19 protein-coding genes and 2 riboswitches are annotated in these 26,958 nt (G+C 67.5%); of the genes, 5 read left to right on the top strand and 14 right to left on the bottom strand.

The annotated features are described in order from the left end of the window. Window positions 1-34: 34 nt before the first annotated feature. Window positions 35-1,252, bottom strand: coding sequence for a beta propeller repeat protein (locus SOM28_RS02410; RefSeq protein WP_320467062.1), 1,218 nt, complete (start codon window positions 1,250-1,252; stop codon window positions 35-37). Between the two features lie 105 nt (window positions 1,253-1,357). Next, a complete protein-coding gene (locus tag SOM28_RS02405; protein WP_320467061.1) occupies window positions 1,358-2,341 on the bottom strand; it encodes an amidohydrolase family protein in 984 nt (327 codons plus the stop codon). Window positions 2,342-2,479: 138 nt separating this feature from the next. On the opposite strand from SOM28_RS02405, the gene SOM28_RS02400 reads away from it, so the two are divergent. Together SOM28_RS02400 and SOM28_RS02395 are read left to right on the top strand one after the other, a co-directional pair. Continuing rightward, window positions 2,480-4,015 (top strand): peptide MFS transporter, encoded by a 1,536-nt coding sequence (locus tag SOM28_RS02400; protein ID WP_320467060.1) that lies wholly within the window; start codon window positions 2,480-2,482, stop codon window positions 4,013-4,015. A gap of 49 nt (window positions 4,016-4,064) precedes the next feature. Continuing rightward, window positions 4,065-5,258, top strand: a complete 1,194-nt coding sequence (locus SOM28_RS02395; protein ID WP_320467059.1) for a pyridoxal phosphate-dependent aminotransferase — start codon at window positions 4,065-4,067, stop codon at window positions 5,256-5,258. A gap of 13 nt (window positions 5,259-5,271) precedes the next feature. Here SOM28_RS02395 and SOM28_RS02390 read toward each other — a convergent pair whose 3' ends face one another. The 3 genes from SOM28_RS02390 to SOM28_RS02380 are packed head-to-tail and all read right to left on the bottom strand — an operon-like array spanning window position 5,272 to window position 8,429. After that, window positions 5,272-6,570, bottom strand: coding sequence for a hybrid sensor histidine kinase/response regulator (locus tag SOM28_RS02390; RefSeq protein ID WP_320467058.1), 1,299 nt, complete (start codon window positions 6,568-6,570; stop codon window positions 5,272-5,274). A gap of 9 nt (window positions 6,571-6,579) precedes the next feature. Next, entirely contained in the window at window positions 6,580-8,046 is a 1,467-nt protein-coding gene (locus SOM28_RS02385) for an ATPase domain-containing protein (protein ID WP_320467057.1), read from the bottom strand. Then, the gene (locus SOM28_RS02380) at window positions 8,046-8,429 is read right to left on the bottom strand and encodes a hypothetical protein (protein WP_123071171.1); all 384 of its coding nucleotides are present in this window, start codon (window positions 8,427-8,429) and stop codon (window positions 8,046-8,048) included. The genes SOM28_RS02385 and SOM28_RS02380 overlap by 1 nt, the downstream gene beginning before the upstream one ends. A gap of 270 nt (window positions 8,430-8,699) precedes the next feature. On the opposite strand from SOM28_RS02380, the gene SOM28_RS02375 reads away from it, so the two are divergent. Beyond that, window positions 8,700-10,502, top strand: a complete 1,803-nt coding sequence (locus SOM28_RS02375; RefSeq protein WP_320467056.1) for a DUF885 domain-containing protein — start codon at window positions 8,700-8,702, stop codon at window positions 10,500-10,502. A gap of 40 nt (window positions 10,503-10,542) precedes the next feature. Here the strand turns inward: SOM28_RS02375 and SOM28_RS02370 are convergent, their stop codons facing one another. The 9 genes from SOM28_RS02370 to SOM28_RS02330 all read right to left on the bottom strand — a co-directional run bounded on the left by SOM28_RS02370 (window position 10,543) and on the right by SOM28_RS02330 (window position 24,671). Next, window positions 10,543-11,040, bottom strand: a complete 498-nt coding sequence (locus SOM28_RS02370) for a hypothetical protein (RefSeq protein ID WP_320467055.1) — start codon at window positions 11,038-11,040, stop codon at window positions 10,543-10,545. Then, on the bottom strand, window positions 11,037-11,573 hold the full coding sequence (gene def / locus SOM28_RS02365; RefSeq protein ID WP_320467054.1) for a peptide deformylase: 537 nt from the start codon (window positions 11,571-11,573) through the stop codon (window positions 11,037-11,039). Before def ends, SOM28_RS02370 begins: the two co-directional genes overlap by 4 nt. Next, window positions 11,570-12,463 (bottom strand): UTP--glucose-1-phosphate uridylyltransferase GalU, encoded by an 894-nt coding sequence (gene galU / locus SOM28_RS02360; RefSeq protein ID WP_123071167.1) that lies wholly within the window; start codon window positions 12,461-12,463, stop codon window positions 11,570-11,572. Before galU ends, def begins: the two co-directional genes overlap by 4 nt. Before the next feature lie 50 nt (window positions 12,464-12,513). After that, window positions 12,514-14,883 carry an NAD-dependent DNA ligase LigA gene (gene ligA, locus SOM28_RS02355; RefSeq protein ID WP_414675124.1) on the bottom strand — a complete coding sequence of 790 codons (2,370 nt, stop codon included), beginning with the start codon at window positions 14,881-14,883 and terminating at the stop codon, window positions 12,514-12,516. Between the two features lie 9 nt (window positions 14,884-14,892). Beyond that, window positions 14,893-16,173 (bottom strand): cell division protein ZipA C-terminal FtsZ-binding domain-containing protein, encoded by a 1,281-nt coding sequence (locus SOM28_RS02350; protein ID WP_320467053.1) that lies wholly within the window; start codon window positions 16,171-16,173, stop codon window positions 14,893-14,895. 185 nt (window positions 16,174-16,358) lie between these two features. Next, window positions 16,359-18,170: a sensor histidine kinase gene (locus tag SOM28_RS02345; RefSeq protein WP_123071338.1), complete on the bottom strand. Its 1,812-nt coding sequence runs from the start codon at window positions 18,168-18,170 to the stop codon at window positions 16,359-16,361. A 40-nt stretch (window positions 18,171-18,210) separates the two neighbouring features. After that, a complete protein-coding gene (gene smc, locus SOM28_RS02340; protein ID WP_320467052.1) occupies window positions 18,211-21,720 on the bottom strand; it encodes a chromosome segregation protein SMC in 3,510 nt (1,169 codons plus the stop codon). A 35-nt stretch (window positions 21,721-21,755) separates the two neighbouring features. After that, a complete protein-coding gene (locus SOM28_RS02335) occupies window positions 21,756-23,999 on the bottom strand; it encodes a DUF1631 family protein (protein WP_320467051.1) in 2,244 nt (747 codons plus the stop codon). A gap of 111 nt (window positions 24,000-24,110) precedes the next feature. After that, complete coding sequence (locus tag SOM28_RS02330) at window positions 24,111-24,671, bottom strand: ATP-dependent Clp protease proteolytic subunit (RefSeq protein ID WP_123072069.1); 561 nt, start codon at window positions 24,669-24,671, stop codon at window positions 24,111-24,113. Between the two features lie 432 nt (window positions 24,672-25,103). Then, window positions 25,104-25,189: riboswitch (glycine riboswitch) on the top strand. A gap of 17 nt (window positions 25,190-25,206) precedes the next feature. Next, window positions 25,207-25,301, top strand: a riboswitch (glycine riboswitch). 46 nt (window positions 25,302-25,347) lie between these two features. Between SOM28_RS02330 and gcvT the strand changes: the two genes are divergently transcribed. Next, the gene (gene gcvT, locus SOM28_RS02325) at window positions 25,348-26,466 is read left to right on the top strand and encodes a glycine cleavage system aminomethyltransferase GcvT (protein WP_320467050.1); all 1,119 of its coding nucleotides are present in this window, start codon (window positions 25,348-25,350) and stop codon (window positions 26,464-26,466) included. Between the two features lie 59 nt (window positions 26,467-26,525). Further along, window positions 26,526-26,906: a glycine cleavage system protein GcvH gene (gene gcvH, locus SOM28_RS02320; protein WP_147935818.1), complete on the top strand. Its 381-nt coding sequence runs from the start codon at window positions 26,526-26,528 to the stop codon at window positions 26,904-26,906. Window positions 26,907-26,958: the final 52 nt, after the last annotated feature.

Genomic DNA, 26,958 nt, shown 5'->3' with positions numbered 1-26,958 from the left:
CGCACGGGGGCGGCTGCAGTACGCGACCGGCCGCTTAACCGCCCAGGTTCAGGAGCAGCAGCTTGCCCTGGCCTTCTCCGAGTTCGTTCATCGTCACCAGGATGCGCCCCTGCGGATCTTCGGTAATGGACTTGATCATGACAGTGGCGCCGGCGGGCGGCGTCTTGCCGTGGTTCGGCGTCAGGTTCGAGATGTCGGTCCAGGTCGCGCCGCCATCTTTCGACCAGGCCAGGTAAGCCATCTGGGTGGCCTTGTCGAAGCCGCCGATAATCATCGTGTCGGGTTTGCCCTTGAGCGGCAGGAAAGAGGTGATGTAAGGGTAGTTCTTGCTGCCCGAGAGCGGCTGCTGGATCACGAATTTGAAGCTGACGCCATTGTCTTCGCTGCGCAGCAGGCCGCCCTCGACGCCGATGAATACACGCTTGGTGTCCGCGACCGATTCGATGAACTGGACGTTGCGGTTCTCCAGCGCCGGCAGGTTCAGCGCCAGCTTGGCTTCGCTGGCCAGGGCGCTGCCGTCGGCGTTGAGCTGGTAGGCCTCGACGAAGGCCATGTCGAGCGGGCACTCGCCGCCGACCAGCACCCGGTCGCCAAGCACATGGAACTTGGTCGGGGTGCACACCATCGATGCCTTCTGGCCGCGCATCACGGTCCAGGTATTGCCGCCGTTGTTCGAGGTGAACAGGTTCACGCCCGCGCCCGGATTGCTGTACAGGCGCTTGCCGTGCAGCTTGACGTCCTGCATCGACAGGGTCTCGCAGAAGCCCCCGGTGCAGACACGCAGATCCTGGTCGCGCGGCACGAAGCTGTTACTGCTCGCCATCAGGGTGCAGGTCGAACTCTCGTTCTTCGACTCGGGCAGGTCGGCCCACGGCTGCATCAGCCACATATCGTCGCCCACCATCTTGAGCTTCGGCGCGCGCACGATGAAGTCGCCCTGCTTGCCCATGGCGCAGGCGCCCAGGGGAACAGGGGTCCAGCTCGACGTGTTGGTGACCGGCAGCGTCGCCTTGAGCACGGCCGAGCCTTCGGTCTTGCTGTTGGACAGCGACAGATAGGCGCTGCCGCCGTGGTAGGCGACGCTTTCCATGCCGCGCGCGGTGCTGGTGAGGCTCGTGATGGTGGTGGCCGCCGGCGGCGGCTGGACCACGACCGGCGGCTTGGCGTCGTCGTCGTCGTCCGAACCGCCGCAGCCTGCCAGCAGCAGCGCGCAGCTCATGGCCATGGCGGTGAATTTGATGTGGTGATGCATGCGTGTCCCCTGGGTGGTCGTTTTGACCAGGGGAATTCTAGGCAAGCGGCTATGCCCGTTTTCGGGTTTATTGTCGGCGGAATGTCGCGAAAGTGTAAAGATGAATCAGCGCAGATACGGCACCACATTGCGCGCCACGCGCGCCGTCTCGGCCTTTTCCAGCGGCAGGCGCAGGAATGCCTCCCAGGCATCCGGCGCCTCGCTGGCGCCGCGCGGGTCCGAACCGTACAGCACCCGGTCCAGGCCGAGCTGGCGCAAGCGCCGCACCAGGCGCCGCGCCTCGTCGGCAGGCAGGTCGGCCTGCACCACCGCCGCCACGTCGAACCAGACCTGGCGCATGCGCGGATCCTGGCGCGCGGCCGCCTCGGCCAGCACGGCCAGCGCCTCGCGCGCCGGGGTATCGCCGAAACCGGGGCCGTTGCCGGCCAGGTGCGACACCTGCACCGGCACGTCGGGCGCATACGGCAGCACCTGCTCCAGCAGCACGCGCGCCTGCGCGGCGCCATACGGTCGCCCGAGCGCACGCGAGGCGCGCATGTCCATCACGATCGCCATCCCGCGCGCATTGGCGGCGCGGAAGACCTGGCGCAGGCGCTCGACGTGGCCGGGCTGGTCGAGCTGGACGTCGGAGGCGGCGAAATCGAGCTTGATGCCGCGCCCGAAGCCGGGAGTGGTGGCGCAGCGCCCCAGTTCGAGCAGCGCATAGTCCTTGAGCGGATTGAAGCTGCACAAGGCCACCAGGCGTTCGGGATGACGCGCGGCCTGGGCCGCGACCCAGTCGTTCTCGGCGCGCACGCGGGCGTATTCATGGTCGATGGCGCGCGTCGGCAGGCCATAGGCATAGGCCGCCGACAGCACCGCCGCGCGCCCGACGCCGGCCGCGTCCAGCTGCGCCACCAGCTCGTCTGCGTCGACCGGCGCCAGCACGATCGAGGACGACATCCAGGCCGCCGCCGCGGGGCTGAACAGGTGCTGGTGGTGATCGGCGGCGGGCCTCAGGGGCGCCGGGGCTTCGCCGGCGCAAGCCGGGCCGAACGCGGCCATGGCGGCGTAGAAGATGGCGCCGGTGGTGATGCAGAATCGCCTCATGCGAACCTCGGTGTCTGGAAACCCGGACCATGTTAACGCAATGTCACCACCTGTTGTCAAGGCTGCGGATTCCATTCGAATGGCATAGAATCATCACTTTTGCGCCGGCCCCGCCCGGCGCGTTGTCAAAGGATTCATATGCAGCAGCCGCAGCACCAGCCGGACCTCGGGTCCAGGTTTGCAGTCAGCCCTCCTGTCACCCAGACCCGCTCCTTCCTCACCGTGGCCCTGATCGAGTTGTGGGAGCGCTTCGGCTACTACGGCATGCAGGCGCTGATCGTCTACTTCATGGTGCAGCGCCTGGGCTTCGACGATACCCGCGCCACCCTCGTGTGGGGCGCCGCGGCGGCCCTGATCTACGTCGCCCCGGCCATCGGCGGCTGGATCGGCGACAAGGTGCTCGGCACCCGCCGCTGCATGATCATCGGCGCCATCATACTGTCGCTGGGCTACGCCCTGATGGGCATCCCGGTCAGCGGCACCTGGCTGACCTTCGTGGCGCTGGGCGTGATCGTGGTCGGCAACGGCCTGTTCAAGCCCAACACCGCCAACCTGGTGCGCAAGATCTACGAGGGCGACGACGCCAAGATCGACAGCGCCTTCACGATCTACTACATGGCGGTCAACGTCGGCTCGACCGTCTCGATGCTGGCCACGCCGGCGATCAAGGACCATTTCAACGCCACTTCCGGCGGTGACCTGGGCTGGCATATGGCGTTCGCCTTCTGCAGCGTCGGCCTGTGGGTGGGCCTGCTCACGGTCGGCGTGCTGCGCCGCACCGTGAACCATATCGGCTCGCCGCCGGACGAGCTGCCGCTGGACTGGGGCAAGCTGGCGCTGGTGCTGGCCGGCGGCGTGCTCACCGTGATCGCCTCGACCTTCATCCTCGAATACCAGTGGCTGGCGCGCCTGTTCGTCTACGCCGCCGGCCTGGTGGTGCTGGGCATCTTCATCCACCTGATCCGCGCCAGCCAGGCCAGCGAGCGCGCCGGCCTGGTGGCGGCGCTGGTGCTGACCCTGCAGACGGTATTCTTCTTCATCTTCTACCAGCAGATGTCGACCTCGCTGTCGCTGTTCGCCCTGCGTAACGTCAACCTCGACTTCAGCCTGTTCGGCAGCCACCTGTTCACCTGGTCGCCGGCCCAGTTCCAGGCGCTCAACGCGATCTGGATCATGGTCCTTTCCCCGGTGCTGGCCTGGATCTACACGCGCTCCAGCGGCAGCCGCCTGGACCTGTCGATCGCCGCCAAGTTCGCGCTCGGCTTCGCGGTGGTGGCCGCCGGCTTCTTCACCTACGGCTTCGCTGGCGCCTTCGCCGTGAATGGCCTGACCTCGTCGTGGATCATGATCGCCGGCTACGGCCTGTATTCGCTGGGCGAGCTGCTGGTGAGCGGCCTGGGGCTGGCGATGATCGCACGCTACGTGCCGGCGCGCATGGGCGGCTTCATGATGGGCGCCTATTTCGTCGCGGTCGGCATCTCGCAGTACCTGGGCGGCCTGGTGGCCACCATGGCCAGCGTGCCGGAAGGGATGACGGATCCGCTGCAGACGCTGCCGATCTATACGAGCCTGTTCAACAAGCTGGGGCTCGCGGCCATCGCCTGCACCTTCATCGCGCTGGCCGCCCTGCCCCTGATGCGGCGCCTGACCGCTGCCCACCACGCCCACGCATAAGCGCAGCTTCCGGTAAGATGGCGGGGATTCCGACTCTCCGCCATCCAGCATGTCTCTCATCCTCCCCAACCGCCAGCTCCAGCTTGCCCAGCGCGTGCACGCGATCGAACCGTTCCGCGTCATGGAGATGGTCAAGGCCGCCGGCGAACTGAAACGCGCCGGCCACGACGTCATCAGCATGAGCGTCGGCGAGCCCGATTTCACCGCGCCCGACATCGTGGCCAGCGCCGCGATGGAAGCGATCCGCGGCGGTGTCACCCAGTACACCGAGTCGCTCGGCCTGCTCGAGCTGCGCCACGCGATCTCGGGCCACTACGCTGCCACCCAGGGCCTGGACATCGATCCGCGCCGCATCGTGATCACCGCCGGCGCCTCGGCCGGCCTGCTGCTGGCCTGCGCCGCGCTGGTGTCCGAGGGCGACGAAGTGCTGATGCCCGACCCGTCCTACCCATGCAACCGCCATTTCGTGGCCAGCTTCGGCGGCCGGCCGGTGCTCGTGCCTTCCTCGCATGAAGACCGTTACCAGCTCGGCGCCCACCACGTGGCCGAACGCTGGAGCGACCGCACGCGCGGCGTGCTGGTGGCCTCGCCGTCGAATCCGACCGGCACCTCGATGACCCCTGATCAGTTGCGCGAGATGCTGGCGGCGGTGCGCGCGCGCGACGGCTTCGCCATCGTCGACGAGATCTACCAGGGCCTGTCCTACGACCACCGCTTGGCGAGCGCGCTCGCGCTCGACCCCGACGCAATCACGGTGAACAGCTTCTCCAAGTATTTCAATATGACCGGCTGGCGCCTGGGCTGGCTGGTGGTGCCCGACAGCCTGGTGCCGACCTTCGAGAAGCTGGCCCAGAACCTGTTCATCTGCGCGCCGACCGTGGCCCAGCATGCGGCCCTGGCCTGCTTCGAGCCCGAGGCGCTGGCGATCTTCGAGGAACGCCGGCGCGAATTCCAGCGCCGCCGCGACTACCTGGTGCCGGCACTGCGCGAACTCGGCTTCGGGGTGCCGGTGATGCCGGACGGCGCCTTCTACGTGTACGCCGACCTCGATCGCGTGGCGCACCCGCTGCATGGCGACAGCGCGGCGTTCAGCATGGCGGTGCTGCGCGACGCCCACGTGGCGATCGTGCCGGGCGACGATTTCGGGGTGGCGGCGCCGCAGCGCCATGTGCGGTTTTCGTATGCGACGAAGTACGAGCGGATCGAGGAAGCGGTGGCGCGGCTGCGGCGATTGTTTGCCTGAATGACGGTGGCCGCTACGGCGTCACGCCCGCCAGCAGCTCGATCAACACGCCGGGCGCCACCGGCTTGACCAGGTAGCGGTCGAAGCCGGCCGCCAGGGCGCGTTCGCGGTCTTGCGGCTGGCCGTAGCCCGACAGGGCGATCGTCAGCGGTCGCGCACCCGTTTCCGCCCCCGCGGCGCGCAGGCGCGCCACCAGCTCCAGGCCGTCCAGGCCCGGCAGGCCGATGTCGCAGACGATCGCGTCGAAGCGCCCTTCCAGCGCAAGCGCCAGCCCGGTGTTGCCGTCGCCCGCGATCTCGACGTGGTGGCCTTCGACTTCGAGCAGCATGCGCAGCACGTCGGACGCGTCGTTATTGTCTTCCACGATCAGGATCCGGCGCCGGACGCCGGCAACCGGTGCGACGCTGTCGACGCTGCCGCTGGGCGCGGCGGCGCTCGATAACGGCAGCGATACCGTGAAGGTGCTGCCCTGCCCCAGCCCCGGGCTGGCGGCGCCGACACTGCCGCCATGCATCGTGACCAGGTTGCGCACCACGTTCAATCCTACCCCGAGCCCGCCCTCCGAGCGCGCAAGCGTACGTGGCCCCTGGGTGAACAGGTCGAAGGCGCGGTCGATGGTCTCAATGGACATGCCGGAACCGTTGTCGTCGATGGTGACCGTCACGCCGCCCTCGGCGCCGACCTGGGCCGCGACCGCGATCCGGCCGCCGTCCTGCGTGTATTTCGAGGCGTTGTTGAGCAGGTTGGTGAACACCTGGGTCAGGCGCACCCGGTCGCCCTCGACCACCAGCGCATCGGATGCCGGGGCAATCGCCAGCTCCTGGCCGCGCTCGCGCACGCGCGGCATGACGGTTTCCGCCGCATGCTCAATCAGCTCGGCCAACCGCAGCGGTTCGATCGCGAGCGTGATCTTGCCGCTGCTCAGGCGGGCGGCATCGAGCAGGTCGTCCAGCAGGCGCGCCATATGGCCCACCTGGCGCTGGATCACGCCGGTCAGGCGCTCGAGGGTGGCCGTGTTCACCGGCGAGCGTTCGAGCAGGCTGGCCGACACATTGATCGGCACCAGGGGGTTGCGCAGTTCATGCGCCAGCATGGCGAGGAATTCGTTCTGGCGGCGATTGGTCTCTTCGGCATCGTCGCGCGAGGTCTGGGCGTCGACTGCGGCCAGCACCAGGTGTTCGTTGGCCTCGCGCAGGCTCGCCGTCAATGCGAGGCTGGCCGCGAGATCGCCGCGCAGCTGGCTGTTCTCGAGTTCCAGCGCCGCCAGGCGGAGCGCCAGGGTGCCGTCGTCGATGCCTGGTGTCGCCGCCATGAGACTCATTCAGGGTGTCCCGCGCGAGATGGGCAGGCCGTGCAGCACGCCCTCGTATTCGGTGGCGATCGGCGCGATATGGATGCCGTCGTCGCCGATGCGGAATTCGCGTAGGTCGGTGCTGTGGGCGCTGCCGCGCACCTTGACCACCGAGATGAAGCGGCGCAGCTGGCCGCCGCTCTCGCCGAACCGCATCAGTACGATGGCATCGGTGAGGTAGGCGACGTCGGCCTGGCCGAACCTGAGCTGGGTGAAGTCGTCGTCCAGCCCCATCGTCACCAGCACGCTCACGCCACGCTTGGCCAGCGAGGACAGCATCTGGAACACGGTCGAGCGCAGCTGGTTGCGGCCTTCCGGCGCCAGGTACAGCGCCAGCTCGGACAGCGAATCGACCACCACCCGGCGCGCGCCGGTGCGGTCGATCGCCTCGTTCATCTCGTCGAGCAGCTCGTCGACCGTGAGGTCGATCTTGCGGCTCTCGACCATCTGCACGTCGCCGTTGGCGACCAGCGCCGCCAGTTCGGCGTTGCGCAGGCGCGAAGCGCCTTTCTCGAACGAGACCGCGACGCCCTTCTCGCCCAGCCGCGCGCCCTCCTGCAGGAAGCGGGTGCCGAGGATGGTCTTGCCGCAGCCGCTCGGGCCGGACACCAGCATCGAATGGCCTTGCGGCAGGCCGCCATGGAGCAGCGCGTCGAGGTCCGGCGTGCCGGTCGGGATGCGCCCAGTATTGCGGTCGACGCGCGCGCCCTGGTGGTGGTCCGCCGCCAGCGGCGGCAGGATGCGTGGATACACGCGGATGCCGTCGTCGGTGATGCGGAAGGTGTGCGAGCCGCCCAGGTGAGCCTGGCCGCGCATCTTGACCACCCGCATCTTGCGCACCACCGAGTTATCCTCGTGCACCGGGGTCAGCGAAATCATGCCGTCGGCCACCGTCATGATCGGGCTGGCCTCGGCGTCGCCATGCAGGTATTCGCCGATCAGGAAGGTGGTGGCCTGCCAGCTCGTCATGCGGGTGCCGAGGTCCTGGATGAAGTGCTGCAGATCGGCCACGCCTTCGTTGCCGGCGCGCGCCGTCTGCGCCACCGAGCGGAAGGAATCGACGAACACGAGGCTCGGCGAGAAATCCTCGACCTCCTTCATCAGGCGCGCGAGCACGCCGCTGAAGTCGCCGGTGCGCAGGTCTTCGGCCAGGTTGACGTAGCGGACGCAGTTGCCGACCATGTCCATGTCGAAGAAGCTGTACTGCTGCTGGTAGCGCAGCATTTTCAGGGGCGGCTCGCCCAGCACGGTGAAGAACAGGGCGCGGCGCTCGTTGCTGGCCAGCGAAAACATGATCTGGTGGGCGAGCGTGGTCTTGCCCGAACCCGGCGGCCCGGCGATCAGGTTGAAGGAAAATTCGCTCAGCCCTCCCCCCAGGAGAACATCGAGCCCTTGCACGCCCGTACTCAGCTTTCCAAGGGATACTTTATCGCTCATTACTTGTGCTCCTGTGCATTCTTCTCTTCCCCGTCACGCGCCGCGGCATCGAGCAGGCGCCGCGCAAGCGCCTGGCCGATCAGCGACGCCAGCAGCTCGGTAAACGTCTGGAGCAGTGCCGCGTGCGCGGCTTGTGCGTGGTCGGGTGCCACGCTGGCGAGCAGCTCGTCCAGCGCGGTGATTTGGGAGTCGCGGGTCTTGCATGGCGGCGTCTCGGCCAGCCATTTGAATTCGGGCCCGACCAAGCGGCATGCCCGCCCGTACAGCGCACAAAAGCCGCTGTCGCCGATGAGCGGACCCAACTGGTCCGCCAAGCGGCGCCAGGATTGGATGAGCTGGATATGCTCTTCAGAACGTCCGGGGCCGCCCTTACTCGTCATCATGTCTAGGTTGAATAGCAATTGCTGCCGTTGTCTTCATGAAAGGTCCATGCACACTCTCGCGCGGAATCGTCGTGCGCTCGCCCGGCGATAGGTTGACGAACATTATATCTTGGCTTTACGCCATTCCCAGGGCATACCGCGATTAAAGTTGCAGCGCACCATGTACCAGTGCAAGTATTTACGATACAAAACATGCGGTAGGCATGTGCCTGTTTCCCCGCTAAGATGTGTATCGCCGAGCAATAATGCTCTTTATCAAGCAGGGGATCAATGAAAATAAGCAAGCTGGGCGCCGCCGTCTCGACGGCCGTCGTCGTGATGGGTCTGGCATTCGCGCCGGCCATGGCCGCAACGGGCGCACCCGCGGCCGGGGTGAATACGACCGCGAGCGCTGCCGCGGCCGACGCGCGGTTCAAGGACATCTACACCAAGGAGTGGAAGTGGCGCATCGCCGAGCGCCTGGCGCGCGACGAGGACGCGCCTAACGCGAACCCGGGGTATGCGCGGGTCGACGCCGCGGCCCAGGAAGCGCGGCGCGTCTACTGGGCCGGCATCCTCAAGGAACTCGATGCAATCCGGCCAGCCGCGCTCTCGCCCGCCGAGCGCATCAACTTCGCCGTCTACCGCGCCCAGATCGCCTCCCTGCACGACGCCCAGCGCTTCCGGGAATACGAGCAGCCGGTCAATGCCGACACCGCGTTCTGGTCCGACGTCGCCTATGCCGCGCGCCGTCCGCTCAAGAGCGCCGACGAATACCGCAGGTACCTGGCAATGCTCGACGGCCTGCCCGGCTATTTCGACCAGGAGCTGGACAATATGCGCGCCGGCCTGGCGCGCGGCTTCACCCCGCCGAAGGTCACGCTGGCCGGCCGCGAAGGCACCCTGACTTCGGTGGCCGACGCGAAGACGCCGCAGGACGTCGTGTTCTACAACCCGTTCAGGCAGATGCCCGCCTCGATGCCCGCCGCCGAACAGGAAGCGCTGCGTGCGCAGGCGGTGGCCCTCATCCAGGGCAAGATACAGCCGGCCTATGCCAAGGCGCTGGCCTATTTCCGCGACGAATACGTGCCGAAGGCACGCACCACGCTGGCGGCCCAGGACATGCCGGGTGGGAAGGCGTACTACCAGTCGAAGATCGTGGAATTCACCACGACCGACATGACGGCCCACCAGATCCACGCGATCGGCCTGGCCGAGATGGCGAAGATCCGCGCCGAGATGCACGACGTCATGAAGCAGGTCGGCTTCAAGGGCGACCTGCAAGCCTTCCTGCATTTCCTGCGCACCGATCCGCAGTTCTATGCCAAGACGCCGCAAGAGCTGCTCAAGAGCGCGGCCTGGACCTCCAAGAAGTTCGACGCCAAGGCCGACCAGTTCTTCGGCCACCTGCCGCGCCGGCGCTTCGCGATCGTGCCGGTGCCGGACGACCAGGCGCCGTTCTGGACCGCGGGCCGCGGCGGTCCGGGCACCTATTGGGTGAACACGTATAACCTGCCGGCGCGGCCCCTCTACAGCCTGCCGGCCCTGACCCTGCACGAGTCGGCGCCTGGCCACGCCTTCCAGATCCCGCTGGCGCAGGAACAGAAAGGCGTGCCGCCGTTCCGCCGCGCCTATATCTCGGCCTACGGCGAAGGCTGGGCGCTGTACACAGAGCGGCTGGGTACCGAGATGGATATCTACGAGACGCCGTACGAGGTCTTCGGCATGCTCAGCTACCAGGCCTGGCGCGCCTCGCGCCTGGTGGTCGACACCGGCGTGCACGCCAAGGGCTGGACCCGCGAGCAGGCGCAGAACTACCTGCTGCAGAACACCGCCTTGTCGAAGCACGAGGTGGAGACCGAAGTCGACCGCTACATCTCGTGGCCGGGCCAGGCGCTGTCGTACTACCTGGGCCAGATGGCCATCCAGGAAGCGCGCGCCCGCGCCGAGAAGGCGCTGGGGTCGAAGTTCGACATCCGCCACTTCCACGACACCGTGCTGCACGTGGGTTCGGTGCCGCTGCCGGTGCTGCAGCAGCGGATCGACCAGTTCATCGCCGACGGCGGACCGAGCCCGTATCCGAAAGAAGGCTGATCGTTTGATGGCAAAGGGGCCGCATCGCGCGGCCCCTTTTTTATTTGTCGAACAGCTTGAACTTCAGCTGGAACGAAATCCCGCCATACAGGCGATCCTTGTAGTTCGGGATGATCCCGACGTTCACGCCGACCCGCTTGTATTCGTAGGTCAGGGTCGGGATCGCGCCCGGGAACCAGCCGCCGTCGCGCGTCTTCGGATAGCCGTCGAAGGCGGCGATCGCCAGGCCCACGCGCACCGGACCCACCGCATACGGCTGCCAGATCACGCCCGCGTAATTCGACCAGGCGCGATCGCTGTTGTAGAAGCGGCCGGCGGTGGCCGTCATCGTGCCCTTGAAGCGGTACTCGAGCGCCAGGCCCTTGTTGTTGTCGTTCAGGTCCTTGTCGCCGTCGAAGTGGGCGGTATAGAAGCCGGTGTCGATCCACAACTCGCTCGTCGGCGATGGGTCGATCTTGGTGAAGAAGTCAGCGGCGGATGCCGCCGGCGCGGCCAGGCACGCGCAGATGGCGGCCAAAGAGAGGAAGGCGCGGCTCAATCGTCGGCTCCGGGATCAAGATGGGGAAACATGACTTCGGTGAAGCCGAAGCGGGAAAAGTCGCGGATCCGCATCGGGTACAGGATGCCCAGCAGGTGATCCACTTCGTGCTGCACCACGCGCGCATGGAAGCCTTCGGCGTCGCGCACGATGCGCTTGCCGAACTGGTCGAAACCCTCGTAATGCAGGCGCGTATGGCGCGGCACGCTGCCGCGCAGGCCGGGCACCGACAGGCAGCCTTCGAAGCCCTCTTCCATCTCGTCGGACAGCGGCGTGAGCACGGGGTTGATCAAGACCGTCTCGGGCACCGGCGGCGCGTCGGGATAGCGCTGGTTGCTGCCGAAGCCGAAGATCACCAGTTGCAAATCCACGCCGATCTGCGGCGCGGCCAGGCCGGCGCCGTTGGCCGCATGCATGGTCTCGAACATGTCGGCGATTAACGCGTGCAGCTCAGGCGTATCGAATTCGGTGACCGGCTGCGCGACCCGCAGCAGGCGCGGATCGCCCATTTTCAGGATGTCGCGCACCGTCATGCCAGGCCCCGTCCTTCCAGCAGGCCAGCCAGCGAAGCGCGGAAACCCTCGGCCGTTTCCGGGTGCTTGAGGCCGATGGCGGCGGTGGCCTGCAGATAGCCCAGCTTTGAGCCGCAGTCGTAGCGCTGGCCGGCGTAGCGGTAGGCCAGCACGCGCTCGTCGCGCATCAGGGCCGCGATGCCGTCGGTGAGCTGGATCTCGCCGCCGGCGCCCTTGCCAATGTTTTCCAGGTAGCCGAAGATCGATGGCGAAAGCACGTAGCGGCCGACCACGGCCAGGGTCGACGGTGCGTCCGCCGGCTGGGGCTTTTCGACGATGCCCGACACCAGCTCCAGGTCCTGGCGGTAGGCCGAGGCGCTGACGATGCCGTACTGGCGGGTATGCTCGCGCGGCACGTCCTGCACCGCCAGGATGCTGCTGCGTTCATAGCCATAGACGTCGACCATCTGGGCCAGCACCGGCTTCTGGCCGTCGGCGGTGTCCATGAAATCGTCCGCCAGCAGCACGGCGAAGGGCTCGTTGCCCACCACCGGACGCGCGCACAGCACGGCATGGCCCAGGCCCAGGGGCGAGGACTGGCGGATATAGATGCAGTTGACGTTCTTCGGGATCACGCCGCGCACGGTCTCGAGCAGGGCCTGCTTGCCGGCCGCCTCGAGCTCGGATTCGAGCTCGTAGGCCTTGTCGAAATGGTCTTCGATGGCGCGCTTGTTGCGGCCCGTGATGAAGATCAGTTCAGTGACGCCGGCGGCCACCGCCTCTTCGACCGCGTACTGGATCAGCGGCTTGTCGACGATCGGCAGCATCTCTTTTGGCTGCGCCTTGGTCGCCGGCAGGAAGCGGCTGCCCAGGCCGGCGACGGGGAATACGGCTTTGCGAATCAGGTTCATGCGGTCTAGTATGGAAGGTTGTTATTGCATTATTATGACTGCGCCTGTCACTATCCCAGCTGCGCCAGCAGCGCCAGCAGCGCTGCCTCGTCCAGGATCGTGACGCCCAGCTCCTCGGCCTTGGCCAGCTTGCTGCCCGCTTCCGCGCCGGCCACCACATAGGAAGTCTTCTTCGACACCGATCCAGAAATCTTGCCGCCGGCCTGCTCGATCAGGGCGCCGGCAGCGTCGCGGCTCATGGTCGGCAAGGTGCCGGTCAGGACGAAGGTCTTGCCGGCCAGCGGCCCCTCGGGCGCGGTGGCCGCCGAGGCTTCGGGCAGGGATTCCAGCAGCGAGCGGCGCAGGGCCGCCAGCGACTGCACCCGTTCCCGGTTCTCACGCACTGCCATCCATTCCTCGAGCGCCATCGCAACCGCTGCCGGCAGGCCGAAGATGCCGAAGTCGGTGCGCACGCCGATGTCTTCCAGCGTCTGGCCGGCGCTCACCACCTGGCGCGCGCGCGGCTCGGTCAGTTTCGGGATGTCGAGCGCGGCCAGCAGCTTGATCTCGTCGAGCTTTTCGCGCAGCTGCGCTTTCGGCGGATGCTCGCCCTTGGGCGCCACACCGGCGTCGAGCAAGGCGTTCACGGCGATCTGGTTCTTTTCTTCGGCGAAGAATTCGGCGATCGACTCGGCCACCGTGCCGCCGATATCGGGCAGCACGCGCAGCAGCGCGGCCGGCGCGCGCCGCACCAGGGCCAGGTTGCCGAGCCAGTCGGCCAGCGTCTTGGCGGTCGACTCGCCCACGTGGCGGATGCCGAGCGCGAACAGCAGGCGTTCGAGCGGCGGCTGCCTGCTGGCGGCGATCGCAGCCAGCAGGTTGTCGGCCCACTTGGTCGCGACCTTGCCCTGTTTTACGGTCTCGGGCGTGGTGCCGTCGCGCTCGTCCGCCAGGCGCTTCATCTTGAGCAGGTCATCGAGACTCAGGCTGTACAGGTCGGCCACGCGCGTGACCAGGTTGGCCTCGACCAGGCTGTCGATATAGCGATCGCCCAGGCCTTCGATGTCCATCATGCGGCGGCCGGCGAAGTGGCGGATCGCTTCCTTGCGCTGGGCCGCGCAGGTCAGGCCGCCGGAGCAGCGCGCGATCGCCTCATCGGCTTCGCGCACCACGTGCGAACCGCATACCGGGCATTGCTTCGGCAATTCATAGACCGCCGGTTCCGGGCTCGGGCGGCGCTCCAGCACCACCGCCAGCACCTCGGGGATGACGTCGCCGGCGCGGCGCACGATCACGGTGTCGCCCACGCGCACGTCCTTGCGACGTACCTCGTCTTCGTTGTGCAGGGTGGCATTGGTGACGGTGACGCCGCCGACCGAGACCGGCACCAGGCGCGCCACCGGCGTGATGGCGCCGGTGCGGCCGACCTGCACCTCGATCGCCTGGACCGTGGTCAGCGCTTCCTCGGCCGGGAACTTATGGGCCAGCGCGAAGCGCGGCGCGCGCGAGACGAAGCCCAGCGCACGCTGGTCCTCGATGCGGTCGACTTTATAGACCACGCCGTCGATCTCGTAGGGCAGCGACTTGCGGCGTTCGCCGACCTCGCGGTAGAACTCGAGCAAGCCATCACGGCCCGCGACCACCTGGCGTTCCTTCGCCACCGGCAACCCGAGCGTCTCGAACCAGTCGAGCAGGCCCGAATGGGTGTCGGGCAAGTCGACGCCGTCCACCTGCCCCACGCCATAGGCGAAGAAGCGCAGCCGGCGTTCGTTGGTGATGCGCGCGTCGAGCTGGCGCAGGCTGCCTGCGGCGGCGTTGCGCGGATTGGCGAATTCCTTCTGGCCGGCGGCGCGCTGGCGCTCGTTCAGGGACTCGAAGTCGCGCTTGAACATCAGCACTTCGCCGCGCACCTCGAGCACGGCCGGCACCTCGCTGCCGTGCAGCCGCATCGGGATCACGCGCACGGTGCGGATATTGGCGGTGACGTCCTCGCCAGTGTAGCCGTCGCCGCGGGTGGCCGCCTGCACCAGGCGTCCCTCCTCGTAGCGCAGGCTGATGGCCAGGCCATCGAACTTGAGTTCGGCGTTGTAGACGACCTGGCGCACTTCGAGGCCTTCGCGCGCCTTGCGGTCGAAATTGTCGATGTCGTCGTCGGTGAAGCCGTTGTTCAGCGACAGCATCGGCACCGCATGGGTGACCTGGCCGAATTCCGGGATCGGGGCGTCGCCCACGCGCCGGGTCGGCGAGTCGGGGTCGACGCCTTCCGGGTGCTCGGTCTCCAGCGCCAGCAGCTCGTGGTACAGCTTGTCGTACTCGGCGTCGGGGATCGTCGGCGCGTCCAGCACATGGTAGTTGTAGCTGGCGCGGTTCAGTTCCGCGACCAGCCAGCGCATGCGTTCAATGCTGCGCTGGCCGTCATTCTGTTGCTCTTGCTCGGTCACCGGACTTCCTCAGCTGAACAGGCGCAGCGCGCGGGTCGAGCCGGCCGGAATGTCGGCCGCGTCCATCTCCTGGTAGAACTCGCCCACCTGGCTCTTGATCTCGTCGAGCGCCTCATCCACCAGCGGCTGGTCGAAATCGTCGACGATGGTCGCGTCCAGGCGCTGCGTCAGGCCACGCGCCGTATCGACCATACGGCCGAAGCCGTCGCGCCCGGGGGCCACGCACGGCACGTCCAGCAGCAGGGTCAGGCGCGAAGTGGTGTCGGCGCCCAGGGTGACGTTGGTCGACAGCGTGAACAGCACGCCGCCGCCCGTGCTTTCCTTGTCGGGCATCGCGAAGCGGCCGTCCGGACGCACGTCGAAGCCCGCGTTCTCGAGGGCGCCGATCAGGGTCGACATCGCCCATGGCGCGCCATTCGCGGCCAGGTTGACGCCCAACTGGGCGTCGTGGCCGGCCACGAAGCGGTGCAGGATGCGCGCCTCGGCCATCACCTCGATCATGTCCGGCACTTCCGGCTCGGCCCCGATCTCGTCGGCCACCGCGCGCAGGCGCGTGACCAGCTCGGAGTATTCGAGTTCGTTCAGCGCCGTGGTGCGGGTCGCCATCTGCACGCCCGCCTGCAGCTTGGTGTACACGCCGCCATGCACGATCGGCTCCCATTCGCCGCTGACGGCGAAGCCGATGTAGTGGATCGGCTTGTTGCCGACGCGGCGCAGCGTCTGCAGGGTCGGCAGGATCTTGTCGCCGCGAACAGGCGTTTCGAGCGACAGCGGAATCAGGCAGTCGATCAGCGGATCGACCAGGCATTCGGCCAGTTCGGCCGGGGGCATGCCGGGACGGGTGCCCGGCAGCGAGGCGGCCACCGCATCCTGGGCGGCGCTGGCGCCGGGAGCGCGGTAGGTAGTCGTGGGAGCGGTGGCGGTCGGCATGACTGGCGCCGCTGGTGCCGCTGGTGCCGGTGCCGGTGCCGGTGCCGGCGTGGCGGCCGGCGCCGGCGTGTCCAGCTGCGGCTCTGGCTTGACGTCGGCCGGCACGAAGGCGTCGGCGTCGAGCACGGGTTCCTTGGCGGCCACTGGCGCATTGTCTTGCAGGTCGGCCTCGAACACCGGCTCGTGGCGGTCCACGGCCGGGACCTGCTCGCCGTCGCGCATCAGGACGTCGTCGTGGTCGGAGGCGAAGGCGCGTTCGACGCTCTTCCTGGCCTTGTATTCCTGCCACTTGTTGTAGGTGATGACGCCGACGACGAAGACGCCGCCGGCTGCGATCAGGCTCATTTGGAAATCAGTCATGCTGCGTGTGCCTCAATAGCGAAGTTCGCGCCGGACGCCGGGTCCTGTTGTTGTGCGCGAAGGTTGATTCGATCGAAATGCCATCCGTGCGGGCGCTCCCCACGAAAACTCGTGCCATCATACCAACTCCCCCGCCCGGATGCCATGAATTGGCGGAGCAACCCCTATTTAAGGCCAGGCCGCCCTCAGGCCGGCAAGGCGACCACGACCTCGCTGCCCAGCCCCTCTCCTGGGCTCGAGGCCCGGACCCGACCGCCATGCAGGAGCACCAGCTTCTTCACCAGCGCCAGTCCGATGCCCAGGCCGCCCTGCGCGCGGTCGGGCGTGCGCTGCCCCTGGCGGAACAGCTCGAACACGCTGTCGACCAGCTCGGGCGCCATGCCGATGCCGTTGTCGCTCACCGCGATCTCCACCATATTCCCGGCGCGCGCCAGCGTGACGACGATGCGCCCACCGGGCGGCGTGTACTTGGCGGCATTCGACAGCAGGTTGGCCAGCACCTGGACCAGCCGCTTGCGGTCGCCGTGCACCTGGATGCCGGCGGCTTGGTCGACGACCGACAGCGCATGCTCGCGCGCCTCGACCAGCGGGCGCGCCTGCTCGATGGCCTCGTCGACCAGCAGGCGCACCGCCACGTCTTCCTGGCCCAGCGCGATCAGGCCGCGCGTCACACGCGACACGTCCAGCAGGTCGTCGATCAGGCCCGTCATGTGGGTCGATTGGCGCGCGATCACGCGGCCGATGTGCTCGACCCGCGCCGGATCGGCCTTGGCCAGCGGCAGCAGCGCCGCCGCGCTGCGGATCGGCGCCAGCGGATTGCGCAGCTCGTGGCCCAGCATGGCGAGGAATTCGTCCTTGCGTTGGTCGGCCTCGCGCAGCGCGTCCTCGGTCAGCTTGTGCTCATGGATGTCGGTGCACGTGCCCATCCAGCGCTGTATGCCCCCTTGCGCGTCGCGCACCGGCAAGGCGCGGCCCAGCACCCAGCGGTAGGTGCCGCTGTGGTGGCGCAGCCGGTATTCGATCTCGTAGGGCTCGCCAGTGGCCAGCGAATGGCGCCATTTCGCCCAGGCGGCCTCCTGGTCGTCCGGATGGAACATGCCGTTCCAGCCCTCGCCGTCGGTCGATCCCGCCGGCACGCCGGTAAAAGCGTACCACTGGTCGTTGTAGTAATCGTGGAAGCCGTCGGGAAGAGTCGACCACACCATCTGCGGCATCGCGTTCGTGATGGCGCGAAAACGCGCCTCGCTCTCGGCCAGCGCGCGTTCGGCGGCGCGCGTGGCCGAGATGTCGATCACCACCCCGAAGCCCTGGCGGCGGTCGGCCAGCAGGTTGCCGGCGCCGACCAGCACCGGGATGCGGCGGCCGTCGCGGTGCAGGAATTCCTTCTCGATCAGCGGCATCACGTCGTGCGCACGCAGGCGCGCGATGCCGGCGTCGTCGGCCTCGCGCCACTCGGGCGGCGTCAGCGCGCGCCACGACAGGCCGGCGCTCAGGTCGTCACGGTCCAGCCCCAGCATGGCGAGAAACGCATTGTTGCAGTCGAGGATATCGCCGTCGAGGGTGTAGCGCACCACGCCGACCGGACTGAGTTCGACCAGTCGGTCGAGTTCACGGGCGGCCTGGTCGACCTGCGGCGGCAGCGGCGCGGCCACGCCCAGCACGCCGACGATGGCGCCATCGGGTTCGCACACGGGCGACAGGGCCAGCTGGACGCGCGTGTGCAGCTCTACCTCGATGCGGGCCTGGGCCAGGCTGCCATCGAGGATGCGGGCGGCCAGCTCGCCGGCGCCGGGAAGCAGTGATGCGAGCGGCGCCCAGTTGTCGGGCGATGCGGCCGGAGCGCCTTCCAGCAGCGCCGCGAAGGCCGGATTGGCGGCAATCATACCGCCACCGCGCACGATGAACATCGGCGCCGGCGACGCGCCGATCAGCCGCAAGCCCTGCTCCAGTGCCGATGGGATGGGGGCGGATTGCAGTGGTATGGAGTGGTCGGTCATTGCAAGTATTTGTGCGGCGGCCCGGGGAGTCCGCGCCGGCTCAGGCGGCGGCCAGGTCGGCGGCCGACTCCATGTCCACCGCGACGATGCGCGAGACGCCCTGCTCCTGCATCGTCACCCCGATCAGCTGGCTGGCCATCTCCATCGCGATCTTGTTGTGCGAGATGAACAGGAACTGGGTGTGCTCGGACATGCGCTTGACCATGCGGCAGAAGCGTTCGGTATTGGCGTCGTCCAGCGGCGCGTCGACCTCGTCCAGCAGGCAGAATGGCGCCGGATTCAGGCGGAACATCGAGAACACCAGCGCGGTCGCGGTCAGCGCCTTCTCGCCGCCCGACAGCAGGTGGATGGTGGCGTTCTTCTTGCCCGGCGGCTGGGCCATGACCTGCACGCCCGCGTCCAGGATCTCGTCGCCCGTCATCACCAGCCTGGCGTTGCCGCCGCCGAACAGGATCGGGAACAGTTCCGAGAAGTGGCCGTTGACGCGGTCGAAGGTGTCCTGCAGCAGGTCGCGGGTCTCGCGGTCGATGCGGCCGATCGCGTCTTCGAGCGTGTTGATGGCCTCGTTCAGGTCGGCGTTCTGCGAATCCAGGAAGCGCTTGCGTTCGGTGGCCTGGGCCAGCTCGTCGACGGCCGCCAGGTTGACCGCGCCCAGGCCGCTGATGGCATTCGTCAGCCGCGTGACTTCGGCCTGCAGGTACTGGGGCTTGAGCTCGGGGTCGAGTTTTTCCGCCAGCGCCGCCTCGTCGGCACCGGTGGCGGCCAGCGCCTCGGCGAACTGCTCCTGGTTCAGGCGCGCGGCCTGTTCCTTCAACTGCATCTCGGTGATGCGGTCGCGCTGCGGCTGCAGGCTGCGCTCGGACCCCATGCGTGCTTCTTCGGCGGCGCGCAACTGCTGGGCGACCTGGTCCAGCTCGTGGCGAGCGTCGGACAGCGCCACTTCCTGCGTCGTGCGGCGGTCAAGCAGCTCTTGCAAGCCCTCGTGCGCGGTGCCGCTTTCGAGAGCCTCGAGCTCCAGGCGCGCCTGGGCCAGGGTGGCGCCGACCTGCTCGGCCTGGGTGGCGGCGGTCGCCATCGTGCGGCGCAACTCCTCGATCCGGCTGCGCTGGGCGCGTTCGGCGAACTGCGCTTCCTGCGCGCTGCGTTCCAGTTCGCGCAGGTGGTCGCGCGCGCGGACCAGCGCCTGTTCCTGTTCGAGGAAGGCGGTCTGGCCGTCTTCGTGCGCCTCCTGCAGCTCGGCCAGTTCCAGGTCGAGCTGCTCGAATTCCTGTTCACTCTCGGCCTGGGCCTGGCGCTGCTCGGCTTCCTGGGCCGCGATCTCGGACAGGTCGTCCGCGATCTGGCCGCTGCGCTGGTTGAAGCGGGCCTCGATCTCGCTCTGCTTGAGCACCTCGATCTGCAGCGCATGCCCCTCGCGCTGCAAGGTGGCCACGCGGCCGCGCGCATCCTGCAGGCGGCGCGCCAGGTCGCTGACGGCGGCGTCGGCGCGGACAGCGCGCGCACGCGCCTCGTCGGCCAGCAAGGCCTGGGCCTTGAGCTGTTTGCCGACATTCTCGATCTCGTGCTGGCGCGCCAGCATGCCGTCCTGCTCGGCGTCCGGCGCGTGAAAGCGCACGCTGGAACGGGTGACCAGGTGGCCATCGCGCGTGACGAAGGCGGCTCCCTGCGGTAGGCGCGCGCGCTCGGCGAAAGCCTGGGCCGCGTCATGGGCGACATACACGCCGTGCAGCCAGTCTTCGAGCACGCCGCGCACGCCGGCGTCGTTCACGCGCAGCAGGCTGGAGAACGGTTTCAGGCCGTCGGGCGCCGCCGCGTGGCCGCCCGCCTGCGGCGAATACAGCGCCAGGCGGGCTGGCGGGGCGTCGGCCACGAAGGCCTTGGCCCAGTCGATATTCGATACTTCGAGGGCGCCGGAACGCTCGCGCAGCACGGCTTCGAGCGCGGTCTCCCAACCCTGTTCCACGTCCAGCTTCTGCCACAGGCGCGGCAAGCCGGCCAGTTCGTGCTTCTCGAGCCAGGGCTGGACCTTGCCCTGGGTCTGCACGCGTTCCTGCATCTGGCGCAGCGCATTCAGGCGCGCCTCCAGCTGAGCGTTGACCGTGGTCTCCGACTGCACCTGCGCGTGCGCCTCATTGCGTTCGAGTTCTACCGCCTCCTGGCGGCCGGTCGCCTCCTCCAACAGCATGGTCTGCTCTTCCAGCGTCAGCTGCTTTTCTTCCAGCTGCAGGCGCAGGTTGTCGAGGGTCGCGCTATCGGGCAGGTTGAGGCCATTCCTCTCCTGCTGCAGGCGTTCGCGCCGCGCCGCCAGATTGTTCAGGATGCCGGCGGCGTTGCGGCCGTGGGCCGAGGCCAGTTCGATGCGCTGCTGGACCTGCATGATGCGCGCGCGCGAAGCGGTCGCGCTTTCCTGGCCGGCGCGCCAGGCCGCTTCCAGCTCGGGCAGGCGTTCGTGGTGGACCTCGACCGCGATCTGGGCGCCTTCCGCGCGCGCGGCCAGCTCTTCGAGCTGCATTTCGGCTTCTTCCTGGCCCTCGCGCTGCTCCTGTTCCTGCGCCAGCCATTGGTCGCGCTGGGCGGTGAGCGTGACGATCTGGTTCTGCAGGCGGGTGCGCGACTCGACCACGAACTTGATCTGCGCTTCCAGGCTGCCGATCTCGGAATTGATCCCGTACAGGGCGCCCTGCGCCGTGTGCAGGCGGTCGCCGGCCGCGAAGTGGGCCTGGCGCAGATGTTCGAGGTCGACTTCGACACTGCGCAGCTTGGCGGTCTGCGCTTCCAGCGCGGTCTGCGCTTCTTCCATCTCGCGGAAGAATTTGACTTGTTCGGCCTTGGCCTCGTTCTTGCGCATCAGCCAGAGCAGCTTCTGCTTTTCTTCCTGGTCGGCCTGCAATTGGTGGAAGCGGTTGGCCACCGCAGCCTGGGCTTCCAGCTTTTCGAGGTTGGCATTCAGCTCGCGCAGGATGTCCTCGACCCGCAGCAGGTTCTCGCGCGTGTCCGACAGGCGGTTCTCGGTCTCGCGGCGCCGTTCCTTGTACTTCGAGACGCCGGCCGCTTCTTCGAGGAAGACCCGCAGCTCTTCCGGGCGCGATTCGATGATGCGCGCGATCATGCCCTGGCCGATGATGGCATAGGCGCGCGGACCGAGTCCGGTGCCGAGGAAGATGTCCTGGATGTCGCGCCGGCGCACCGGCTGGCCGTTGATGTAATAGGTGGACGTGCCGTCGCGCGTGAGCGTGCGCTTGACCGCGATCTCGGCGTACTGGCCCCACTGGCCGGCGGCCTTGCCGGCGCTGTTGTCGAACACCAGTTCGACCGAGGCACGGCCGGCGCTCTTGCGGTGGGTGGAGCCGTTGAAGATCACGTCCTGCATCGACTCGCCGCGCAGCTCGGAGGCTTTCGACTCGCCCAGCACCCAGCGCACCGCGTCGATGATATTGGATTTGCCGCAGCCGTTGGGACCGACCACGCCGACCAGCTGACCCGGCACCTGGAAATTGGTGGGATCGACGAACGACTTAAATCCCGACAATTTAATGGAAGAGAGGCGCACGTGGATCGGCTATGACGGTAGAGGTAAAGCGCGCATCATACCATTGCCGGCATGGGCTTGACCGCCGCGCTCAGGATGCGGCCGACCACGCCCTCGGCCGCCACCACACGCATCGCGCCTTCGCGCAGCAGCTCGGCCAGGCGCGCGGCCGGCAGCGAAAACGCTTCCTGGCGGCCGGCACCCGAGAAGATGTACAGCGTGCGCAGCGGGCTGACCCAGGCCAGGCGCACCCGGCGCACGATGTGCGCCTCGCTCAGCTCGAGGCGCATGCCGCGCTCCAGGCCGGCCAGCGCGGCGGCGGCCGGATCGCTTGCCGCGGCCTGCGCTTGCTCGGCCTGGAGCCGGGCCTGCTCGCGCTCTTCTTCCTGCTCCTGCGCCACCCGGCGCAGAGCATCTTGCTGGGCCGCCTCGAGCGCCAGTTCGAGCTGGCGCTCGGGCAGGAGCTCGATCGGCGCGCGCACGATCGAGGCATGGCATTCGGCCAGCGTGGCGAAGAACTGGAGGCGCTCGGCGTCCTGCCAGCGGGTGGCGTCGAGCCAGTTGTTCAGGCTTGCCAGCAGCGCCGGCAGGCGCGCGATCAGGGCCTTCCGCTGTTCCTGGGTCGCCTTCGGCTTGACGCTCCAGATCAGGTCTTCCATCGTGCGCGTGGCATTGTCGACGGCGCCGGGACGGCTGTCCTCGATCGTGTAGGCCAGCGCCAGCGCGGCGCTCCAGCGGCCTTCGAGAAAACCCGAGACGGCCGGGATCAGCTGTTCTCCCGCCATGCGCAGCGCCACCGCGCGCCGGGCCGAGCGTTCGGCGGCGGCGCGCTTCTCGCTGCGCATGGCCTGGGCGATGGGCGCCGCCATGGCCGCCTCTTCGATGTGGTCGCGCGCGGCCAGACCGGCTTCGAGGTCGGCCACGGCCGCATCGAACTCGGGGTCGACCTGGCCGCGCACGCGCTCGACGCTGCGGTGCATCGCGCGGTAGACCGGGTCGTCCTGGTCCAGGGGGCGTTCCCAGCCGGCCTGCGACAGCAGGTCGAGCATGCGCCGCGCCGGATGAGCCTCCTGGAAGAAGAAGCTGCGGTCGCGCAGCGCGGTGCGCAAGACGGGCAGCTGCAGGTGGCCGATCAGTTCGCGCGTCTCGGGGGCGACGCCGTCGTCCTGCAGCACGCTGCCGAATACGCGCGACAGCAGGTCCAGCGTGGTTTCGTCGGCGCGCGACAGGGCGCCCTGCGGCAGGCTGGCGCGCAGGCCTGGCAGGACCAGGACGCCGGGGGCGGCGTCCGGGGCGGCGACGCCGACGCGGGCCAGTAGATCGATCAGAGGCTGCGCGGACGACGCCGGCAATGCGGCGCTGCCGGCGCCACCCGACGCGTAGACCATGGTTGGATGGGCGGCGGGGCCCGCGGTGGCGCCCGCTGCAGGCTCAGGCGACGCCGGCGGCGCCACCGCGAAGCCAGATGCCGTGCTCGGACGCCAACCGCCGCTGCCCTGCGGCAGATTCGGGATCTCCGGCACTGCCGGGTCGAACAACTGGCGCAGTTGCTGGGCCAGCGCGGCGTCGCGCCGGGCGCGTTCGGCCTGGCGCGATGCGCGGTCGTCGGTCTTGCTGAAGCGGGTATCGGCATTGTCGCCCTTGCGCGACTTGAGCTTCCCGACCAGGGCCTCGTACAGCGGCCCCAGGTCGAACATCAGCCCCGGCCGCAGCAGCGGCGCCACCAGGCCGTGGGCCTCGGGATCGGGTTCGAACTGGCGCCAGGCCGCATCCACGGCGGCCAGGAAGACGTCTGGACGGAAGGGATTGTGCGCAGCGCGCACCAGGTCGCGTCCGAGCAGCAGGCCGAGGCGCACGCCCAGCGTGGCCAGGCCCTCGGAATGCTGCAGGTCGAAGGGCCGGCTGACGGCGCCCAGCGCCATCTGCTGGTCGATCTGTTCCAGCGGGACGAGGCTCAGTTCGGCCGCGGTGGCTGGGGCAGCGGCTGGCGCATCCGCAACGTGCGGCAGCAGGCGCGCGACTTCCCGGCGCAGCGCCGCGTCGATCTCGCTCGTCGCCAGGTGGGTGAATGCGTAACCGTTGTCCTTGAGGAGATTCCCCGACTTGACGCGCCGCATGACGGTAGCGGGGTCAAGCCCGGCTGCGGTCAGGTCGAGCAGCGCGGACACCATGCGCCGCGCCATGTCCGCCAGGCCGGACTCGGCATGGCTGCACGCGATGTCGACCAGCTCGGCCAGCGCCGCCTGCTGGGCGGATGCGGCCTTGCGCGCGGCAGAGGTCTGGGCGGATGGTGTGACCATGACGGTTCGGCGAAGTGAGGCAAGCCCCTATTCTGCCATATTCTTACCTCTCAGCAATGACCAAACACATCCGGACGGGGGCGGCTCCGGCCGCCGGCGGACGATCCCGATTCAGATATTGCGCAGGATGGCGCCCTTGGGCGGCGCGAAGTCCAGCACCTCGTGGATCATCTTCGCCTGCTTGGCATCGCGCGCGGTCATATGCAGGTCGCCGTACTGGTGCACGCTCCACTGCTCGGGCGCGAGTTCGATTTCCTTGCGCAGGATGGCCTCGGTGCGCGCATCGTCGGCGCGCAGGCCTTCGACGATGATGTTGAGCGCATCCGGCCGCGAACCGGGAGAAGCGGTCGCATGCGACTTGTGGATCATGAAGCGCGCGGTCTCGCTGGCGTAGCGGCGCGAGCCGGCCAGGTAGAGCACCACCGCGATCGAGGCCACCGCCCCGGCGTTATACATCACAAACTTGATCGGCGAGCTGGCCATGAAGTTATACAGGCACAAGCCGTCGCTGACGTAGCCGCCATTCGACTGCAGCAGCACATGGGCGGTATCGATCCCATCCTCGGTCATCGCCGCCACCGCCTCGAACATCCGGTGCACCATATCGCTGTTGACGTCGCCCGACAGCGTGAACCAACCCTCTTTCTCCTGCAACGTTTTTTCTTCGCTCATAGTCTTTTCCCGCCTACAAAGTAAGTGGAACAAGTGTAGCAAATCACGACAACCACCCCGAATGCCCCGCCCCAATAGTGCGCAGCAATTCTTTCCAGCAATTCCGCAGCAAAACTCTCCAATTAGGGTCAGTGTAGATTTATTGGGCAATTCCTCAAAGTTGTCAAACAATTCGACTCCGACCCTAATTAAGTTTTGGCGGTTTAGCGCTACCAAAATCGGTCTTTGATTCTCACCGTCAAATAGTTTTCCAGAAGAACGCTTTTTGTTTCCCCAGCGGTCAGGAATTAATGAGGGTCAGAGTAGAATTAATGAGCAACTTCGAAAGTTGTCAAAGAATTCGACTCTGACCCTCATTGTTGGGTAAGGGGGTGGGGGCAATATGTGGGGGCTTGTGTGGTTGACAGGGTGGGCGGGGTGGCATATCCTCCGCAGTCTTGATCGGGAGAGCGCAGCGACGCTGCCGCCGAAGGGGCACTCACCCATAAACTCTCAGGCAAAAGGACCGGTCAAGGGACGGCGGCGCATGGCGCAGCCGGTCAACTCTGGAGAGCGGCCGCGATGCGGCCCACCGAAGGGGCAAGCGGCGCCAGCCGCTATCTCTCAGGTACCAAGGACAGAGGGGTCGATAACGCACGAAGATCGTGCCGACACCCTATTCATGCCCGAGGATTCCATGACGCTCAAAGCGACCCCGCTCAATTCCGCTCACCGTGCCCTTGGCGCCAAGATGGTCGATTTCGGCGGCTGGGATATGCCTGTCAATTACGGTTCGCAAATCGAAGAGCACAATGCGGTGCGCAGCGATGCCGGCATGTTCGACGTGTCCCATATGTGCGTCGTGGACGTCAAGGGCGCCAACACCCGCGCCTTCCTGCGTGGCCTGCTGGCCAATAACGTCGACAAGCTGCAAATGCCGGGCAAGGCCCTGTATTCGTGCATGCTCAATCCGGAAGGCGGCGTCATCGACGACCTGATCGTCTATTTTCTGTCCGAGGACTGGTTCCGTATCGTCGTCAACGCCGGCACCGCCGACAAGGACGTGGCCTGGATGAACGCGCAGAATGCCGCCACCAATAGCAGCGTGAGCATCACCCAGCGCCGCGACGGCAACGATCCGATCGCCCTCATCGCCGTCCAGGGCCCGAACGCCCGCGCCAAGGTGTGGCAGGTGCTGCCGACCACCCAGGCATCGACCGAGAACCTCAAGCCCTTCAACGCCGCCATCGTCGGCGATACCGCCTTCGGCGAAGCCATGGTCGCCCGCACCGGCTACACCGGCGAAGACGGCTTCGAGATCGGCGTGCCCGCGTCCCAGGCCGAAGCGCTGTGGAATGCCCTGCTCGCCGCCGGCGTCAAGCCGGCCGGCCTCGGCGCGCGCGATACCCTGCGCCTGGAAGCCGGCATGAACCTGTATGGCCAGGACATGGACGAAACGACCAACCCGCTCGACGCCGGCCTGGCCTGGACCATCGACCTGGTCTCCGAGCGCGACTTCATCGGCAAGGCCGCGCTGCAGGCCAAGGGCCAGGGCGCGCAATTCGTCGGCCTGATCCTGCGCGAAAAAGGCGGCATCCTGCGCGCCCACCAGAAAGTCGTGGCCGCATCCGGTAACGAGGGTGAAATCACCAGCGGCACCTTCAGCCCGTCCATGCAGCAGGCGATCGCCCTGGCGCGCGTGCCGATGGACGTCGCCGTCGGCGACACCGTGCACGTGATCATTCGCGACAAGCACCTGGCCGCCAGCGTGGTCAAGCTCCCGTTCGTGCGCAACGGCAAAGTGCTGGCCGCCTGATCGCCGCCGCGCAATAACAAACACGTATACTAATAACCCCACCATCATCAGGAGTTTCCATGAACATCCCTACCGACCTGAAATACACCGAATCCCATGAATGGGTGCGCCGCGAAGAAGACGGCAGCCTGACCGTGGGCATCACCGAATACGCGCAGGACGCGCTGGGCGACATCGTGTTCGTCGAACTGCCGCAGGTCGGCAAGGCATTCACCGCGGGCGACGACGCCGCCGTGGTGGAATCGGTCAAGGCCGCCAGCGACATCTACGCGCCGGTCTCGGGCACCGTCACCGCCGTCAACCAGCCGGTCGCCGACGCCCCCGACTCGATCAACCAGGATGCCTACGGCGCCTGGCTGTTCAAGCTGGCCCCGAGCGACGCCGCCGCCTACGACAAGCTGCTCGACGCCGACGCCTACGGCAAGACCACCGACCACTGATGGTCCAAGGTGCGCCCCTCCCCGGGCGCACCACCTAGAGTACCCCTCCTTG

Source organism: Massilia sp. CFBP9026 (genome assembly GCF_034045165.1).
GTDB classification, from domain to species: domain Bacteria; phylum Pseudomonadota; class Gammaproteobacteria; order Burkholderiales; family Burkholderiaceae_D; genus Telluria; species Telluria arenae.
The sequence above is the reverse complement of the archived record's forward strand: the minus strand, read 5'-3'. Positions and strand labels throughout refer to the sequence as shown.